Genomic DNA, 18,226 nt, shown 5'->3' on the forward strand with positions numbered 1-18,226 from the left:
GGCGACACGCCGGAACAGGTCCGTGAGGGGACGCACAATGGCGATGACGGCCGCGGTCAAGGACGAGCTGAGTCGGGTCGACGTGCCCAAGCCCTGCTGCCGGCGGGCGGAGATGGCCGCGCTGCTGCGCTTCGCCGGCGGCCTGCACATCGTCTCCGGCCGTGTGGTGGTGGAGGCGGAACTGGACACCGGGGCGGTGGCCCGGCGGTTGCGCCGGGAGATCGCCGAGGTCTACGGCTACCCCAGCGAGATCCACGTGCTGGCCTCCGGCGGGCTGCGCAAGGGCAGCCACTTCATCGTGCGGGTGGTCAAGGACGGCGAGGCCCTCGCCCGGCAGACCGGCCTGCTCGACGTGCGGGGCCGCCCGGTGCGCGGGCTGCCCCCGCACGTGGTCGCGGCGAACGTCTGCTGCGCCGTCTCCGCCTGGCGGGGCGCGTTCATGGCCCACGGCTCGCTCACCGAGCCCGGCCGCTCCAGTGCGCTGGAGATCACCTGCCCGGGGCCGGAGTCGGCGTTGGCGCTGGTCGGCGCGGCCCGCCGGATCGGCATCACCGCGAAGAACCGTGAGGTACGCGGGGTGGACCGGGTGGTCGTCAAGGACGGCGACGCGATCGCCGCGCTGCTCACCCGGATCGGCGCGCACTCCAGCGTGCTGGCCTGGGAGGAGCGTCGGGTACGCCGCGAGGTGCGGGCCACCGCCAACCGGCTCGCCAACTTCGACGACGCCAACCTGCGCCGCTCGGCGCGGGCGGCCGTCGCCGCCGCCGCCCGGGTCACCCGTGCCCTGGAGATCCTCGCCGACGAGGCGCCCAACCACCTGACCGACGCCGGGCGGCTGCGCCTGGAGCACCGGCAGGCGTCGCTGGAGGAGTTGGGCGCACTGGCCGACCCCCCGCTGACCAAGGACGCCATCGCCGGACGGATCCGCCGACTTCTGGCGCTGGCCGACAAGCGAGCCCGGGACCTCGGCATCCCGGATACCGAAGCGGCAGTCACGCCCGACATGCTCGTGGTCTGATAGGACGGTAAGGCCGCACGGTGCGTCCGGGGCACGACCCGGCGCAGCGTGGTCTCGCACGCTCGGATAAGGTCGCTGCGTACGGCAAGGGGGCCGACACAGGCACTCCTCGTCGTGCACACCGCCTCGGGCGGTCAAGGTCCTCAGACCGCGGCGGGGTGGCCGAGACGAACCGTCAACGGCCGGCTCCAACGGTCGGCGCACACCACTCCGCCGGCCCGTTGTCTGAGGCCGGCAGACCAGAACGCGAGGAGATGGGACCTGTGACCATCCGGGTTGGCATCAACGGCTTCGGCCGAATCGGCCGTAACTTCTTCCGGGCAGTGCTGGCGTCCGACGCCGACATCGAGGTCGTGGCGGTGAACGACCTGACCGACAACGGCACGCTCGCCCACCTGCTCAAGTACGACAGCATCCTGGGCCGCCTGCCCTACGAGGTGAAGGCCACCGCCGACGAGATCACCGTCGGTGGCAAGACCATCAAGGCGTACGCCGAGAAGGACCCGTCGAAGCTGCCATGGGGCGAGGTCGGCGCCGACGTCGTCATCGAGTCGACCGGCTTCTTCACCGACGCCACCAAGGCCAAGGCGCACGTCGACGGCGGGGCCAAGAAGGTCATCATCTCCGCCCCGGCGAAGAACGAGGACGTGACCGTCGTCATGGGTGTCAACCACGACACCTACGACCCGGCGAAGCACACCATCATCTCCAACGCGTCGTGCACCACCAACTGCCTCGCGCCGATGGCGAAGGTCCTGCACGACACGTTCGGCATCCAGCACGGTCTGATGACGACGATCCACGCGTACACCCAGGACCAGAACCTGCAGGACGCGCCGCACTCGGACCTGCGTCGGGCCCGGGCCGCCGCCCTGAACATCGTGCCGACCTCCACCGGCGCCGCGAAGGCGATCGGCCTGGTCCTGCCGGACCTCAAGGGCAAGCTCGACGGGTACGCCCTGCGGGTGCCGATCCCGACCGGCTCGGTCACCGACCTCACCGTCAACGTGGGTCGCGAGACCACCGTGGACGAGGTCAACGCCGCGCTGAAGGCCGCCGCGGACGGCCCGCTCAAGGGCATCCTGGTCTACAACGAGGACCCGATCGTCTCCACCGACATCGTCACCGACCCGGCGTCGTGCATCTTCGACGCGCCGCTGACCAAGGTCGTCGGCAACCAGGTCAAGGTCGTCGGCTGGTACGACAACGAGTGGGGCTACTCCAACCGCCTGGTCGACCTGGTCAAGCTGGTGGGTTCCTCGCTGTGAGCATCCGGACCCTCGACGACCTGCTCGCCGAGGGGGTGTCGGGTCGGCGCGTGCTGGTGCGCGCCGACCTGAACGTCCCGCTCGACAAGCAGACCGGTGACATCACCGACGACGGCCGGATCCGCGCGGTGCTGCCGACCCTGGGTGCGCTGGTCGAGGCCGGCGCGAAGGTGGTCGTCTGCTCGCACCTGGGCCGCCCGAAGGGCGCGCCGGACCCGCAGTTCAGCCTGAGCCCGGTCGCCGGGCGGCTCGGTGAGCTGCTCGGCGCTCCGGTGCACTTCGCCACCGACACCGTCGGTGAGTCGGCTCGTTCCACCGTCGCGGGCCTGGCCGACGGCCAGGTCGCCCTGCTGGAGAACCTGCGTTTCAACGCGGGTGAGACCAGCAAGGACGAGGCCGAGCGGGGCGCGTTCGCCGACCAGCTCGCCGCGTTCGGTGACGCTTATGTGGACGACGCCTTCGGTGCGGTGCACCGCAAGCACGCCAGTGTCTACGACGTGCCGGCCCGGTTGCCGCACGTCGCGGGCCGACTGGTGCTGCGTGAGGTCGAGGTGCTGTCCAAGCTCACCGGTGACCCCGAGCGTCCGTACGTGGTGGTGCTCGGCGGGTCGAAGGTGTCCGACAAGCTCGCCGTGATCGAGGCGCTGCTGCCCACTGTCGACCGGCTGCTCATCGGCGGCGGGATGTGCTTCACCTTCCTCAAGGCCCAGGGCCTGGAGGTGGGCACCTCGCTGCTGGAGAAGGACATGGTCGACACCTGCCGCAACCTGCTGGAGCGGGCCGACGGCAAGATCCTGCTCCCGGTCGACGTGGTGGTCGCGGACGCGTTCGCCCCGGACGCCGCGCACGACACGGTCCGCGTGGACGGCATCCCGAGCCACCGGCTCGGTCTGGACGTCGGCCCGGAGACGGTTGCCGGCTTCAGCGCCGCGTTGTCCCAGGCGAAGACGATCTTCTGGAACGGCCCGATGGGCGTGTTCGAGATGGCGGCCTTCGCGGCGGGCACCCGGGGGATCGCCGAGGCGATCACCAAGGCCGACGCGTTCAGCGTCGTCGGTGGCGGTGACTCGGCGGCGGCGGTCCGTGCCCTGGGGCTGGACGAGTCGTCCTTCGGGCACATCTCCACGGGCGGCGGCGCCTCCCTGGAATACCTCGAGGGCAAGACCCTCCCCGGCATCGCGGCCCTGGAGAACTGAATGTCGAGCACGACCCGTCGGCCGCTGATGGCCGGCAACTGGAAGATGAACCTCAGCCACCTCGAGGCCAACCTGCTGGTGCAGAAGCTGGCCGCGAGCCTCACCGAGAAGCAGCTCACCGAGGTCGAGACGGTCGTGCTGCCGCCCTTCACCGACCTGCGTACCGTGCAGACCGCGGTGGACGGCGACAAGCTGCTGATCGGCTACGGCGGGCAGGACCTCTCCCCGCACGCGTCCGGCGCGTACACCGGGGACATCTCCGGCCCGCTGCTGGCCAAGCTCGGTTGCACGTACGTGGTGGTCGGGCACTCCGAGCGGCGGGCCTACCACCACGAGGACGACACCGTCGTCAACGCCAAGGTGAAGGCGGCGCTGACGCACGGCCTGACCCCGATCCTCTGCGTGGGGGAGGGGCTGGACGTCCGCGAGCAGGGCACCCACGTGGCGCACTGCGCCGACCAGCTCGACGGGGGCCTCGCCGGCCTCACGCCCGAGCAGGTGCGGCAGGTCGTGATCGCGTACGAGCCGGTCTGGGCGATCGGCACCGGCAAGACCGCGACCCCGGAGGACGCCCAGGAGGTGTGCGGGGCGGTCCGGCAGCGACTGGCGGAGCGCTTCGGCCAGGACACCGCCGACCAGGTCCGGGTCCTCTACGGCGGCTCGGTCAAGGCGTCCAACGTCGCCTCGATCATGGCCCAGCCGGACGTGGACGGGGGCCTGGTGGGGGGCGCCAGCCTGGACGCGGAGGAGTTCGCGCAAATCTGCCGGTTCCCGGAGCACATCGCTCGCTGATCGCTCGGTATCCTGGACACCGCCCGTCCGCCGGTCGGTGCCGCCGTGCCCGATCAGACCGGGCGAGGACCGTTACGAGAGGAACTGACCCCAGCCATGCCGATCTGGTTCGCATACACGTTGATCGTGTTGCTGGTCATCACGAGCATCCTGCTCACGCTGCTGATCCTGCTGCACCGCGGCAAGGGCGGCGGCCTGTCGAGCATGTTCGGCGGTGGCGTCAGCTCCAGCCTCGCCGGGTCGTCGGTGGCGGAGAAGAACCTGGACCGTTACACCGTTCTGGTGAGCGTCGTCTGGTTCGCCGCCATCGTCGGTCTCGGGCTCTGGCTCCGCCTGCAAATGAACAGCGGCGCCTGAGCGAGCGCGTCTAGTCGTACAATCTGCGCGCGGTCCGTCACTCGACGGGCCGCGCGCAGGCTTTTCTCCGCTGCACCGCGTCGCCCGCCGCGCACCCCCCTCGACGACGGCGGGTCCCCTCCGACGACAGGAGCGAGCAGCCGTGCCGAGTGGCAACGTCATCCGTGGCGCCCGCGTCGGGTCCGCACCCGTGCGCCCCGACGAGCGGCACCAACCCGCCCCCCGACAGGACGTCACCTACTGGTGCCGCAACGACCACCGGACCGACATCCGGATCGCCGCGGACGCCGAACCGCCGGGCCTGTGGGACTGCCCCCGCTGCGGCCTACCGGCCGGGCGGGACGCGCAGAACCCGCCGGGCCGGGTCCGCGCCGAACCGTACAAGAGCCACCTGGCGTACGTGAAGGAGCGGCGCACCGCCGAGGAGGGCGAGGCGCTGCTGGCCGAGGCACTCGCCGCGCTCCGCCGCCGCCGCGGCGAGTAACGGCTCCGCCGCCGCCAACGGCTCCGCCGCCGCCAACGGCTGCTCCGCCGCCGCGGCTATCGCAGGCTGCGGAAGCGGGCGGGTACGTCGGCTGCGGCGGCCCGGTCCAGCAGCCAGCGGGTACGGCTCACGCCGTGCACCCCGGCGGCGGGCAACTGCACCGGCCCGGCACCGGCCAACGCCATGCCCACCGCGCGGGCCTTGTCGGCGCCCCCGGCGACCAGCCAGACCTCGTCGGCGGTGTTGATCGTCGGCAGGGTGAGCGTGGTCCGCACCGAGGGCGGCTTCGGGCTGCCCCGCACCGCGCTGCACGGACGGGTGTCGTAGTGCACCGGGTGCTCCGGGAAGACCGAGGCCACGTGCCCGTCCTCGCCGACACCCAGCATCAGCACGTCGAAGTGCGGCAGCGTGGCGTGCCCGGGTCGGGCGGCGCGCGCCAACTCCTCGGCGTACGCCGCCGCGGCCGCCTCGGGGTCGTTGCCGGTCGGGCCGTCGGACGCCGGCATCGGGTGCACCCGGGCCGGGTCGAGCGGCACCACGTCCAGCAGGGCGGCCCGGGCCTGGGTCTCGTTGCGGTCCGGGTCACCGGCGGGCAGGAACCGCTCGTCACCCCACCAGACGTCGACCCGGGACCAGTCCACCGCGTCGCGGGCCGGCAGCGTCGCCACCGCCCGGTAGACGGCCGCGGCGATCCGACCGCCGGTGAGCACCACCGACGCCTCACCCCGATCGGCCTGCGCGTCGAGCAGCTTCACCAACAACCGGGCGGCCACGGCCTGCGCCAGCAGGTCGGCGTCGGCGTGGACGGCGACACTCGCCTCACTCATGGGATGCGCCTTCGTTTCCCGACCGCCGAGCGGCCGTAATCGCGTCGTGCCCGGGCGGATGCGCCCGGAGGTTTCGGGGCAGGACCCGGTCGTGACCCGGCCCTGCCCCGACGTCGTGCCGGTGGTGGATCAGCCCTCGCCGCTCGTGCCGGTGTGCGCGGTGACCCCGGCCTCCGCGCGCCGTGCGGTGGCCGGATCCTTCCACACGTGCACCCGCTGCGCGGGACGCTGCTCCAACCCCCGCAGCCCGACCGTCGCACCGAGCGCCTCCGCGTACACCTGGTCGGCGTCCAGGCGGCGCAGCTCCTCGGCCAACTCGTCACCGAGCGGGCGGCGGACCAGCGGCAGGGCCCGGTCGTCCTGGCCCGTACGCCGGAACACAGCCATGCTGTCCTCGCGGGTCAGCGTGAGCTGGTCGCCGTTGGCGCAGCTCAACTGCACCTCCCGCATCCGGGGGAACTCGTTGGTGTCCACCCGGCGCGGGGTGATGCCCAGCCGGCTGGACAGCCAACCGATCATCAGCGCGGCAGTCGGGTCGGTGGGTGGGGCGACGACCGTCGCCTCGGTGATCTGCTCGCTGGTCGTGTCGAACGCCCCGGCGACGAGCGTCCGCCACGGGGTGATCCGGGTCCACGCCAGGTCGGTGTCGCCCGGGGCGTAGTCCCGGGCCCGCTGCCGCAGCGCCTCCAACGGGTCGGCGGCCTGCGCCGCGTCGGTGATCCGCCGGTCGGCGACCACCCCGAGGAAGTCGGTGGCGATCTCCGCCGGCGGTTCCCCGTGCCACCAGGTGACCACCGGCACGTCGGGGACGAGCAGCGGCATCACGACCGACTCGGCGTGCAGGGCCAGCCGACCGTACATCCGGGTGACCACCGCCTCGCACGGGCCGAGCCGCCCGCCGACGACGATCTCCGCGTCGAGCCGGTTGCGGTCCCGCTCGATGTCGGAGCGGACCACGACCACCAGCCGGCACGGGTGTGCGGCGGCGGCGATCGTCGCCGCCGCCTCCGCCTCCCGAACCCGCTTCTCGTCGACGACCACGATGAGGGTGAGCGCCATGCCACTGGCCACTCCGCCGGCACTGCGCCGCTCGGCGGCGAGCGCCTTGACCACCTCGTTGCCGGTGGTGTCCCACAGCCCGATCATGCTCGTCTCCAAGCGCGGCCCTCACGGGCCAGCATCTCGTCGGAGGCCCGTGGCCCCCACTCACCGGCCCGGTACGGCTCCGGCGTGGTGCCCTCCCAGGCGTGCTCCAACGGGTCGATCACCTGCCAGCTCTGCTCGACCTCGGCGGCGTCCGGGAACAGGGTGCGGTCGCCGATCAACACGTCCAGGACGAGGCGTTCGTACGCCTCCGGGCTGGACTCGGTGAACGCCTCGCCGTACTGGAAGTCCATCGCGATGTCGCGGACCTCCATCGTCGTGCCCGGCACCTTCGACCCGAACTTGAGCACCACGCCCTCGTCCGGCTGCACCCGGATGACCAGTTGGTTGTTGCCCAGCGACTCCATGTCGGCGTCGTTGAACGGCAGGTGCGGCGCCTTCTTGAACATGATGGCGACCTCGGTGACCCGCCGGGGCAGCCGCTTACCGGCCCGGATGTAGAACGGCACCTCGGCCCAGCGCCGGTTCTGGATGCCCAGCCGCACCGCCACGTACGTCTCCGTCGTGGAGTCGGCGGGAACGTCCTGCTCCTCCCGGTAGCCGACCGCCCGTTCGCCGCCCACCCAGCCGGGCAGGTACTGGCCGCGCACGGTGTCCCGGGCCACGTCCTTGGGCAGGGTGATCGCCTTGAGCACCTTCAGCTTCTCGGCCCGGATCTCGTCGGCGTCGAAGCTGGTCGGCTCCTCCATCGCGACCAGGGCGAGCAGTTGCAGCAGGTGGTTCTGGAGCACGTCGCGGGCGGTGCCGACGGTGTCGTAGAAGCCGGCGCGGGTGCCGATGCCGACGTCCTCGGCCATGGTGATCTGCACCGAGTCGACGTACTGCGAGTTCCACAGCGGCTCGAACAGGTTGTTGGCGAACCGCAGGGCGAGGATGTTCTGGACCGTCTCCTTGCCCAGGTAGTGGTCGATCCGGAAGACGTCCTCCCGGGTGAACACGTCGTCGACGAGGTCGTTGAGCGCCTTCGCCGACGGCAGGTCGTTGCCGAACGGCTTCTCCACCACGACCCGACGCCACCCGCCGGACTTCTGGTTGTCGGCCATCCCGGTGCGGGCCAACTGCTTGAGCACGACGGGGAACGCGGCCGGCGGGATGGAGAAGTAGAACGCCGCGTTGCCGGTGATGCCGTGGGTCTGTCGCAGGTCGTCCAGCGTCGAGGCGAGGTGGTCGAAGGCCGCGTCGTCGTCGAACGAGCCGCCGACGAACTTGATGTTGCCGGCCAGCCGTGCCCACACCTCGTCCCGCCACGGGGTGCGGGCGTGCTTGCGCGCCGCCTCACACGCGAGGGTTTCGAAGTCGCCGTCACCCCAGTCGCGGCGCGCGAAGCCGAGCACCACGAACCCGGGCGGTAGCAGCCCCCGGTTGGCCAGGTCGTAGACCGCGGGGAGCAGCTTCTTGCGGGCCAGGTCGCCGGTCACCCCGAAGATCACCAGAGCGCAGGGCTCCGGGATCCGGGGCAACCGGCGGTCCTGTGGGTCGCGCAGCGGGTTCACCGAGCCACTTTCGACTCGCGACTGCGGGGCTCGCAACCCCGGCTCACTATTCGCGCTCACGGAGCCAACTCGGTTCGCGACTGCGGGGCTCGCAACCCCGGCTCACTCCTCGCGCTCACGGTGCCCCCTCGCTTCCGCTTCAGTCACGTCGTCCATCCTCACGCGCGCAGATCACCGGCGGCGTCGAGCAGTTGAGCGACACCGGCCGCACGGTCGGTCAGGTGCAGCCGCAGCACCGGCCGCTCCCGACCGGCGAGAGCCTGCCGGTCACCGGCGGCCTGCGCCGCCTGCAACTCACCGAAGGTGTACGGCTTGCCCGGCACCTCCAGGTCCTCGGCCACCGCGCCGGTCACCTGGAGGTAGCTGCCCACCTGCGGGCCACCCTTGTGGTACTGGCCGGTCGAGTGCAGGAACCGCGGCCCCCAACCGAAGGTGACCGGCCGACCGCCCGCCTGGGCCAGCAGCGGCCGCAGCCGGGCCGCGTCGGCGTCGGCGAACCGGTCGAGGTACGCCATCACCGCGAGGTAACCGTCGTCGCCCAGCCCGTCCAGCAGCCAGCGCAGCACGCCGGCCAGGTCCCCGGGAGCGCCCTGCGGGGCGTACACCTCGATCGCGCCCTCGGTGAACGACGGCGTCTCCGCCGGCAGGCCCGAAGCCAGGATCTTGTTGGTGTTCTCCTTGGACTCGGTGACGTTGGGCTGGTTGAACGGGTCGATGCCGAGCACCACACCGGCCACCGCGGTCGCGTACTCCCAGGCCAGGAACTGCGCGCCCAGCGGACCGTTGACGGCCACGTCCGGGTTGGCGCCGCCGCCCGGCACGTCGCCCGCGGCGAGCGCGCCGCCGTAGCTGACGGTCAGCACGTCCGACCCGGTGGCGCCGGGGCTCTGCGGGGACTCCACGACCACCGGGAGGATGCCCACCCCGGCCTTGCCGGTGGACTCGGCGATCAACTGCTCGGCCCAGTCGCCGAGCCCGTCGATGCCGGTGCCGTCGGAGAGCAGGGCGACCTTGTCCCGGGCCAGCGTCGCCGCCGCGCCCAGGGCGGCGCCCAGCGCGAGCGCCGGGTTGTTCTGGTCGGCGCCGAGCGACGCGGCCAGCGCGTCGGCCTGGTCGAGCAGTTCCGCGACCTCGACCCCGGCCAGCGCCGAGGGCACCAGACCGAACGCCGTCAGCGCCGAGTACCGGCCGCCGACGTTCGGGTCGGCGAGCACGGTGAACGCGCCCATCTCGGCCGCGGTGGCCTCCAACGGCGAACCCGGGTCGGTGACGATGACGAAGTGCCGGCCGGCCTCCGCCTCGGTCATCCCGGCGTCCAGGAACGCCTGCCAGTAGGCACGTCGGTGGCTGTCGGTCTCCACCGTCGACCCGGACTTGCTCGCCACCACCACGACGGTGCGCTCCAGCCGGTCACCGAGCGCCGCCCGGACCTGACCCGGGTCGGTGGTGTCCAGCACCGTCAGCGGGCGCCCCAGCGTCCGGGTGATCACCTCGGGGGCCAGCGACGAGCCGCCCATCCCGGCGAGCACCACGTGATCCAGATCGGCCAGCTCCGCCTTCAGCTCGGCGAGCTGCGCCAGCAGCTCCCGGCTGCGCCGGTGGGTGTCCACCCAGCCCAGCCGGATCTTCGCCTCGGCCTCGGCGTCCGGACCCCACAGGCTGGCGTCCTTACCGGCCAGCTTGCCCGGAACGCCGGACTTCACCAGGGCGTCGCGGGTCGAGGCGGGCGCGGCCTTGTCGACCGCGTCCGCGCCGTACACGGCGAGCCCGGCGGCTGCCTCCACCGGCCCCGCAAGCAGGTCGCTCATGCCGTCACTCCGCTTCGCTGCGTGCCGTCATGAGGCGCCTGCGCGCTGAGCCTGCTGATTCGCTCGCTCATGCGCCACCGGCCTTCTCGGCGGCCTTCGCGTTGTCCTTGGCGGCCTTGTTCGGCGCGCCGGTGCCCTTCGCGGCGGCCTTCAGCGACTTGCTGACGCCGTCGAGCAGCTCCTGCCAACTGGCCTCGAACTTCTCCACGCCCTCGCGCTCCAGGGTGGCGATCACGTCGGCCATGTCCACCCCGACCGACTCCAGGTCCGCGAAGACCTGCCGGGCCGCGTCGTAGGAGCCGGTGACGGTGTCGCCGCGGGTCTCGCCATGATCGGCGTACGCGTGGATGACCGACTCCGGCATGGTGTTGACGGTGCCGTCGGCGATCAGCTCCTCGACGTAGATGACGTCGCGGTAGTCCGGGTTCTTCGTCGACGTGGACGCCCACAGCGGCCGCTGCGGGTGTGCGCCGGCGGCGGCGAGCGCCTTCCACCGGTCCGAGGAGAAGACCTCGGTGTAGCGCTCGTACGCCAGCTGGGCGTTCGCCACGGCGGCCTTGCCGCGCAGCGCCTTGGCCTGGTCCGAGCCGATCTTCTCCAGCCTCTTGTCGACCTCGGAGTCGACCCGGGAGACGAAGAACGACGCGACCGAGCCGATCTTCGACAGGTCGTGACCGTTGGCCTTGGCCTGCTCCAGACCGGCGAGGAACGCCTCCATGACCGCCGAGTAGCGGTCCAGACCGAAGATCAGCGTCACGTTGACGCTGATCCCCTCGGCGAGGGTGTCGGTGATCGCCGACAGGCCCTCCTCGGTGGCCGGGATCTTGATGTAGAGGTTGGGCCGGTCGACCAGCCACCACAGCGCCTTGGCCTCGGCGACCGTCTTGTCCGCGTCGTGGGCGCTGCGCGGGTCCACCTCGATCGAGACCCGACCGTCGACGCCCGCGCTGCCGTCGTACGACGGGCGCATCACGTCGCAGGCCCACCGCACGTCGTACGTGGTGAGCATGCGTACCGCCTCTTCCACGTCCACGCCACGGGTGGCGAGGTCGCGGAGCTGCCAGTTGTACTCGTCGGCGTCGCTGAGTGCCTTCGCGAAGATCGTCGGGTTGGTGGTGACACCGGCCACGTGCTTCTCACGGCGGAGCTGGTCCAGCCCGCCGGAGCTCAGTCGTACCCGGGAAAGGTCGTCGAGCCAGACCGCCACGCCCGCGGCGGTGAGCTCATTCAGCTTGTCGGTCATGCCGTCCACGCTCCCTCAGTTGCCGGTCGTGAAACCGGTGATGTCGCCCACCCGGGCCAGCGAGGCGTGCGCCGCCGCCACGATCCGGTCCGGGGTGAACCCGAACTGCTCGAAGAGCACGGTGTGCGGCGCACTCGCCCCGTAGTGCTCCAGGCTGACGCTTTCGCCGAGGTCACCGACGATGCCGCGCCAGGACATCGCGATGCCCGCCTCCACGCTCACCCGTGCCTTTACCCCGCGTGGCAGAACCGACTCCCGGTACGCCTCGTCCTGCTCGAAGAACCACTCCTGGCAGGGCATCGACACGACCCGGGTCGGGGTGCCGTCCGCCTCCAGCCGCTCCCGGGCGGTCAGCGCGAGCTGCACCTCGGAACCGGTGCCGATGATGATCACCTGAGGCTTGCCGTTGGACGCCTCGGCCAGCACGTAACCGCCCTTGGCCACGCCGTCCGCGGCACCCAGCACGTCCCGGTCCAGGGTCGGGAGCGCCTGCCGGCTCAGCGCCAGCGCGGTGGGCCGGTCGGTGTGCTCCAGCGCCAGCCGCCACGCCCAGGCCGTCTCGTTGGCGTCCGCCGGGCGGACCACGTCCAGCCCCGGGATGGCGCGCAGCGCGGTCAGGTGCTCCACCGGCTGGTGGGTCGGGCCGTCCTCGCCGAGACCGATCGAGTCGTGCGTCCAGACGTAGGCCACCGGCAGCTTCATCAGCGCGGCCAGCCGCACCGACGGACGCATGTAGTCGCTGAACACCAGGAACGTGCCGCCGTACGGGCGGGTGCCACCGTGCAGGGCGATGCCGTTGAGGATCGCTCCCATGGCGTGCTCACGAATGCCGAAGTGCAGCGTGCGGCCGTACTCGTGGCCGGGGAAGTCCTTGGTGGCGTGCGCGGCCGGGATGAACGACGGCTCGCCCTTCATCGTGGTGTTGTTGCTCTCGGCCAGGTCGGCCGAGCCGCCCCACAGCTCCGGGAGCACCGGCGCCAGGGCCTCCAGCACCTTGCCCGAGGCGGCCCGGGTGGCCACGCCCTTGGCGTCGGCCGGGAAGACCGGCAGCGCGTCGGTCCAGCCGTCGGGGAGTACGCGGCCGGCGATCCGCTCGTAGAGCGCGGCGCGCTCCGGGTTGGCCTTCTTCCACGCGTCGAACGAGGTGGTCCACTCCTGCTGAGCGTCGGAGCCGCGGCCCATCACGGTGCGGGCGTGGGCGAGCACCTCCTCGTCGACCTGGAAGGTCTGCTCCGGGTCGAAGCCGAGGATCCGCTTGGTGGCCTTCACCTCGTCGGCGCCGAGCGCCGAACCGTGGATCTTGCCGGTGTTCTGCTTGTTGGGCGCGGGGAAACCGATGATGGTGCGCAGCGCGATGAAGGAGGGGCGGGCGGTCTCCGCCTTGGCGGCCACCAGCGCCGCGTACAACGCCTCGGCGTCCTCGTGGTAGTCGCCCTGGTCGGCGTCGCCGTTGCGCCAGTCGACGGTCTGCACGTGCCAGCCGTACGCCTCGTAGCGGGCGGCCACGTCCTCGCTCTTGGCGATGCGGGTGTCGTCCTCGATGGAGATCTCGTTGTCGTCGTAGATCACCGTGAGGTTGCCCAGCTGCTGGTGCCCGGCGAGGGCGCTGGCCTCGTGGCTGATGCCCTCCTCGATGTCGCCGTCGGAGACGATGCACCAGATGTCGTGGTCGAAGACCGACGCGCCCGGCTCGGCCTCGGGATCGAACAGGCCGCGCTCGCGGCGGGCCGCCATGGCCATGCCGACCGCGTTGCCCAGGCCCTGCCCGAGCGGGCCGGTGGTGGTCTCCACACCCGGCGTGTGCCCGTGCTCCGGGTGACCCGGCGTCTGCGAGCCCCACTGCCGCAGCGACTTCAGGTCGTCCAGGCTCAGCGGGTAGCCGGACAGGAACAACTGGATGTAGAGCGTCAGGCTGGAGTGCCCGGCGGAGAGGACGAAGCGGTCCCGGCCGGGCCAGTTCGGGTCGGCCGGGTTGTGCCGCATGACGCGGTTGAAGAGAAGATAGGCCGCGGGCGCGAGGCTCATCGCGGTGCCCGGGTGGCCGTTGCCGGATTTCTCCACGGCATCCATGGCCAGTACGCGGACGGTGTCGACGGCCCGGCGATCGAGGTCGGACCAGTTCAGTGCGGAGTGCTCGGGTCGTTTGGCAGCCACGATGGTTGTGCTCCTCGGCAGATGGGCGGAACCCTCACCGATGACCTTATCGAGCGTGCCTAAACGTGCGCCCAGGGATCTGCGCATGGTGTGCGCTACGTGACGATCCAGATGCGCGGTTGACCTCGGTGGTGTGACCGTCCGCACCGTTGTCGGGTCGGCCGGGCAGCCAAAACGACGACGCGTAGTGTGTGGGTCGGTGTGCGGACCCGAACGGGCCCGACATTTCCGAATCTCCCCGTGCCAATGCCGGAAGGTGGCAATCCGTGAGCATGATCACCGAGCGCCCCGCGAGCAACCCGGCCGGGTCGCGCCCGGCGCGGGCGGCCGAGGGCCCGGTGGCCCGGCGGGACGTACGCGCGGTCATCTCGGCGTACGTGGCGCTCACCAAGCCGCGGATCGTCGAGCTGCTGCTGGTCACCACCATCCCGGCGATGATGCTCGCCGAGGGCGGGCTCCCGTCGCTGTGGCTGATGGCCGTCGTGCTGATCGGTGGCTCGCTCGCCGCCGGCGCGGCCAGCGTGCTCAACTGCTACATCGACCGGGACATCGACCAGTTGATGCGGCGTACCAAGCGTCGTCCGTTGCCGGCGCACACGGTGTCGCCGCGGAGCGCGCTGATCTTCGGTCTGGTGCTGGCGGCGGTGTCGGTCGCCCTGATGGCGGCGTTCACCAACCTGCTGGCCGCCGGGTTGACCCTCGCGGCGATCGCCTACTACGACCTCGTCTACACCCTGTGGCTCAAGCGGTCCACCCCGACGAACACGTTCTGGGGTGGCGCCTGCGGGGCGGCCCCGGTCCTGATCGGGTGGGCGGCGGTGACCGGATCGCTGGCACCCGCCGCTTGGGGGCTCTTCGCGGTGGTCTTCTTCTGGCAGATGCCGCACTTCTACCCCCTCGCCATGAAGTACAAGGACGACTACGCACGCGCCGGCATCCCGATGCTGCCGGTGGTGGCGTCGACCCGACGGGTCAACGCCGAGATCCTGATCTTCGCGTGGCTCACGGTGCTCACGTCCCTGGCCGTCTGGCCGCTGGGGCTCAGCGCGATCTACGGGGTGCCGACCCTGGTGGTGGGTGCCGTCTTCCTGGTCGAGGCGCACAAGCTGTGCCGGCGCGCGACGCGCGGCGAGGCGGTCAAGCCGATGCGGCTGTTCCACTGGTCGACGACGTACCTCACGATCGTTTTCGTGGCCGTCGCGCTCGACGCGCTGATCTGACCGATCGGCGGCCTGCGCGGCGCCGGTCTGGACCCGCGCCGCGCCGGCCTGGTTCGCTCCCTGGTCTGACTCGTGCGGCGCTGGTCTGGTGCGGCCGTTCGTGGGTGCGGCCCGGCGGGCGGCGATCGAGGCCGTTGATCACGTGATTAATCATGGACGTGGATGAGTTGTCCCGGTTTAACGTCACATCAGAGTAACTTTCAACATGAGTCGTATGGGCTCAACCTGGGGCGGTTGAGCGGCCAAATGTCGACGCGGTTTAGGCTTAAAAGTCGGTATATAAGCGGACAGCAAGTCTGTGGTCAGCCTTAAACCTGTAGGTAATTGGCATCACAAAAGGTTCATGGTTCTCGCCCGGGAGGGTGCGAGTCTGCTTAGGCTTCGCGTCATGGCAGATGGTTCCGATACGACGCTGACGGCTGAGCAGACCGCCGGCGAGCAGACGCCCCAGGGCCTCGTTGCGGGTCTCAAGGCGTTCGCCGCTGGACACGGCGGCGCGAAGGCGGTCATCGAGTACGTCGGCAAGCGCGGCGCGCGGATCGTCCTGGTCGGTGCCGACGGTGAGTGGGGCGACCAGTTCGCCGACGACACCGTCACCGCCCGGGAGGCGTGCGCCAAGGCGGGAGTAGCCGTCGAGAACGCCTGGGAGCGTGAACTGATGGACCAGATGCGCCCGAGCAACGACCTCTGGCGGTCGATGGCCCGACGCACGATGGCCCGCTGAATAGACACCTGAATTGACCACCCACCACCAGTCGACCCGGGGGGAACCCCGGGTCGCTCTCGTCACCTGTGCCGACCTGGTCGACCTCGACCCGGACGACCGCCTGGTACTCGCCCCGCTCACCGCCCGTGGCGTCACCGTGGAGACCGCGGTGTGGGACGACGCTGACGTCGACTGGTCCTCCTACGACCTCGTCGTACTCCGTTCACCGTGGGACTACGCGCTACGCCGCGACGAGTTCGTCGCCTGGGCGGCAACCGTCCCGACCCTGGTCAACCCGGCCGAGGTGGTCCGCTGGAACACCGACAAGCACTATCTCGCCGAGCTGAGCGCCGCCGGGGTGCCGACCGTACCGACGTCGTGGATCGAGCCGGGGGAGACCTGGAAGCCGCCCGCCGAGACCGGCGAGTACGTGCTCAAGCCCGCGGTCAGCGCCGGCAGCCAGGACACCGGCCGGTACGACCTGACCGACCCGGAGCACCGGGACCTCGCCGCCGCGCACGTCCGCCGGCTCTCCGACGCCGGCCGGGTGACCATGGTCCAGCCGTACCTGCGTGCCGTCGACACCGAGGGCGAGACGGCACTGCTCTTCCTCGCCGGCCCGGACGGGCTCGCGTTCAGCCACGCGATCCGCAAGGGCCCGATGCTGACCGGCCCGGACCTGGGCCCGGACGGGCTCTACAAGGCGGAGGAGATCACCTCCCGTGCCGCCCGCCCCGACCAACTCGCGGTGGCCGAGAAGACCCTCGCCACCGTGCCCGGCGGCACCCGACAGCTCCTCTACGCCCGGGTCGACCTCATTCCGGGCCCGGCCGGCGAGCCGGTCCTGGTCGAGCTGGAGTTGACCGAACCGTCCCTCTTCATCGGGTACGCGGACGAAGCCCCCGACCGCCTCGCCGACGCGATCACCACCCACCTGGCCCGCCGCGGCTGACCCTTCCTTTCCTCGTTTCTCGGGCAGGGTGGTCGGGTGCGGAGCGCAGATCGTGCTCGATCATCGATGTAGTGGCGTCGGCGCGCCGCCGAGGCCACTACATCCTGGTTCGAGCGTGACCTTGACGGTTGCGGGCGTCCCCAACCGCCCCCGGGCGGCCGGCGACGGCGTTCGTCGCCAAGATCCGCCGTTCGTGGTCAAGATCCGCCGTTCGTGGTCAAGATCCGCGCAGTATCGGGGTTGTTGCTGTGTCCCGCGTGTCTGAGGCAGCAACATCCCTGATGTTGTGAGGATCTTGGCGCGGGGCGCGGGGCGCGGGGCGCGGGGCGCGGGGCGCGGGGCGCGGGGCGCGGGGCGCGGGGCGCGGGGCGCGGGGCGCGGGGCGCGGGCCGGGATCCCTGGGGGTGTCGTCAGGCGGTGACCGGGACCGGGGTGGTCGCGTCGGAGGGGGTGGCCTGGGAGGGGGTCGGGGCGACCGGCCGGCGTTCCCGGGTGGACCACTGCACGGACAGGGTGGCCAGCAGCACCAGGCACGAGCCGAGCATGTGCGCGCCGACCAGGAGTGCCGGCACGTGGGTGAAGTACTGCACGAAGCCGATCACGCCCTGACCCAGCTCGACGGCGATCAGGACGATCGCGGCGCGGGTGGCGCGCTGAGCGCCGACGGCGCGGAACGCGAAGATCAGGGCCACCGAGAGACCGATCAGCAGGAAGACACCGTCCGCGTGCACCTGCGAGATCGTCTCGGGATCGAGCCCGTTGCGGGCGGCGCCGTGGTCGCCGGCGTGCGGGCCGCTGCCGGTCACCCAGGTGCCGATGACCAGTACCGCGACGGTGACGCCGGTGGTGATCCGAGCGAGGGTGCGCAGCGGCGCGGGCACCACGGCGACGGTCGGGCCGTCCGGGTCGCCGACGCGCCGCCAGAGGGCGTACGCGGCGGCGATCACCGCCATCGAGGCCAGGAAGTGCAGCCCGACCACCCACGGGTTGAGGTTGGTGAGCACGGTGATCCCGCCGACCACCGCCTGGGCGGGAATGCCCAGGAAGACCGCTACGGCCAGTGGGAGGAGCCCGGGTCGGCGGGGTCGGTGCGCCAGCACGGCCAGCAGGGTGGCCAGCGCGATGAGGCCCACCGCGAAGGTCAGCATCCGGTTGCCGAACTCGATCACCCCGTACACGCCCATCTCGGGCGTGGTGACGTAGGAATCGTCGGTGCACCGGGGCCAGGTGGGGCAGCCGAGGCCCGAGGCGGTCAGCCGGACGGCCCCGCCGGTGACGACGATCCCGACGTTCGCGATGATCGAGGCGAGCGCGAGGCGGCGCAGCAGGATGCCGGAGACCGGACGGGCGATTCGGTTCACGGCGCAAATCCTACGCACTGTAGTGATTGAGGTTCGTCCGACTCCGCCGACGCGGTGGTTCGGATCACCGGGACCCGGGTTTGCGACAGTCCGGGTAATTACGTAACGTTGGCGTTGTGAAAAACGCGGCGGCGCTCTCCGGGCAGCAGCCGACGGCCGGTCCGGCTGTCGGTGCGCCCACGT

At 71.3% G+C, this 18,226-nt stretch carries 16 protein-coding genes; 9 read left to right on the forward strand and 7 right to left on the reverse strand.

From position 1 onward, the window contains the following. Nucleotides 1-37 precede the first annotated feature (37 nt). From whiA to O7617_RS21855, 6 genes are all read left to right on the forward strand, one after another. Complete coding sequence (gene whiA / locus O7617_RS21830) at nucleotides 38-1,018, forward strand: DNA-binding protein WhiA (protein WP_030337350.1); 981 nt, start codon at nucleotides 38-40, stop codon at nucleotides 1,016-1,018. 263 nt (nucleotides 1,019-1,281) lie between these two features. Next, entirely contained in the window at nucleotides 1,282-2,286 is a 1,005-nt protein-coding gene (gap, locus tag O7617_RS21835; protein ID WP_088988543.1) for a type I glyceraldehyde-3-phosphate dehydrogenase, read from the forward strand. Next, on the forward strand, nucleotides 2,283-3,482 hold the full coding sequence (locus O7617_RS21840) for a phosphoglycerate kinase (protein WP_282257812.1): 1,200 nt from the start codon (nucleotides 2,283-2,285) through the stop codon (nucleotides 3,480-3,482). Before gap ends, O7617_RS21840 begins: the two co-directional genes overlap by 4 nt. Continuing rightward, nucleotides 3,483-4,274: a triose-phosphate isomerase gene (gene tpiA / locus O7617_RS21845; protein WP_282257813.1), complete on the forward strand. Its 792-nt coding sequence runs from the start codon at nucleotides 3,483-3,485 to the stop codon at nucleotides 4,272-4,274. 96 nt (nucleotides 4,275-4,370) lie between these two features. Then, nucleotides 4,371-4,631 (forward strand): preprotein translocase subunit SecG, encoded by a 261-nt coding sequence (secG, locus tag O7617_RS21850; protein WP_030337344.1) that lies wholly within the window; start codon nucleotides 4,371-4,373, stop codon nucleotides 4,629-4,631. A gap of 142 nt (nucleotides 4,632-4,773) precedes the next feature. After that, complete coding sequence (locus O7617_RS21855) at nucleotides 4,774-5,115, forward strand: RNA polymerase-binding protein RbpA (protein ID WP_282257815.1); 342 nt, start codon at nucleotides 4,774-4,776, stop codon at nucleotides 5,113-5,115. A gap of 56 nt (nucleotides 5,116-5,171) precedes the next feature. On the opposite strand, the gene pgl is transcribed toward O7617_RS21855, so the two are convergent. The 6 genes from pgl to tkt all read right to left on the reverse strand — a co-directional run bounded on the left by pgl (nucleotide 5,172) and on the right by tkt (nucleotide 13,804). Further along, nucleotides 5,172-5,942 carry a 6-phosphogluconolactonase gene (gene pgl / locus O7617_RS21860; RefSeq protein WP_282257816.1) on the reverse strand — a complete coding sequence of 257 codons (771 nt, stop codon included), beginning with the start codon at nucleotides 5,940-5,942 and terminating at the stop codon, nucleotides 5,172-5,174. Between the two features lie 129 nt (nucleotides 5,943-6,071). Beyond that, entirely contained in the window at nucleotides 6,072-7,088 is a 1,017-nt protein-coding gene (locus O7617_RS21865; protein ID WP_282257817.1) for a glucose-6-phosphate dehydrogenase assembly protein OpcA, read from the reverse strand. Next, complete coding sequence (zwf, locus tag O7617_RS21870) at nucleotides 7,085-8,599, reverse strand: glucose-6-phosphate dehydrogenase (protein ID WP_282257818.1); 1,515 nt, start codon at nucleotides 8,597-8,599, stop codon at nucleotides 7,085-7,087. The genes O7617_RS21865 and zwf overlap by 4 nt, the downstream gene beginning before the upstream one ends. A 158-nt stretch (nucleotides 8,600-8,757) precedes the next feature. After that, on the reverse strand, nucleotides 8,758-10,407 hold the full coding sequence (locus tag O7617_RS21875; RefSeq protein WP_282257819.1) for a glucose-6-phosphate isomerase: 1,650 nt from the start codon (nucleotides 10,405-10,407) through the stop codon (nucleotides 8,758-8,760). 67 nt (nucleotides 10,408-10,474) lie between these two features. Beyond that, nucleotides 10,475-11,650: a transaldolase gene (gene tal, locus O7617_RS21880; RefSeq protein WP_282257820.1), complete on the reverse strand. Its 1,176-nt coding sequence runs from the start codon at nucleotides 11,648-11,650 to the stop codon at nucleotides 10,475-10,477. A gap of 15 nt (nucleotides 11,651-11,665) precedes the next feature. Next, nucleotides 11,666-13,804, reverse strand: a complete 2,139-nt coding sequence (gene tkt / locus O7617_RS21885; RefSeq protein WP_282257821.1) for a transketolase — start codon at nucleotides 13,802-13,804, stop codon at nucleotides 11,666-11,668. A 266-nt stretch (nucleotides 13,805-14,070) separates the two neighbouring features. Between tkt and O7617_RS21890 the strand changes: the two genes are divergently transcribed. From O7617_RS21890 to O7617_RS21900, 3 genes are all read left to right on the forward strand, one after another. Beyond that, a complete protein-coding gene (locus tag O7617_RS21890) occupies nucleotides 14,071-15,024 on the forward strand; it encodes a heme o synthase (protein ID WP_282257823.1) in 954 nt (317 codons plus the stop codon). Nucleotides 15,025-15,412: 388 nt separating this feature from the next. Further along, entirely contained in the window at nucleotides 15,413-15,748 is a 336-nt protein-coding gene (locus O7617_RS21895) for a hypothetical protein (protein WP_088988554.1), read from the forward strand. A 13-nt stretch (nucleotides 15,749-15,761) separates the two neighbouring features. Beyond that, nucleotides 15,762-16,682, forward strand: coding sequence for a hypothetical protein (locus tag O7617_RS21900; RefSeq protein WP_282257824.1), 921 nt, complete (start codon nucleotides 15,762-15,764; stop codon nucleotides 16,680-16,682). Between the two features lie 410 nt (nucleotides 16,683-17,092). On the opposite strand, the gene O7617_RS21905 is transcribed toward O7617_RS21900, so the two are convergent. Beyond that, nucleotides 17,093-18,043, reverse strand: coding sequence for a COX15/CtaA family protein (locus tag O7617_RS21905; protein WP_282257825.1), 951 nt, complete (start codon nucleotides 18,041-18,043; stop codon nucleotides 17,093-17,095). Nucleotides 18,044-18,226 lie beyond the last annotated feature (183 nt).

The organism is Micromonospora sp. WMMD1155, from assembly GCF_029581275.1.
GTDB lineage: Bacteria > Actinomycetota > Actinomycetes > Mycobacteriales > Micromonosporaceae > Micromonospora.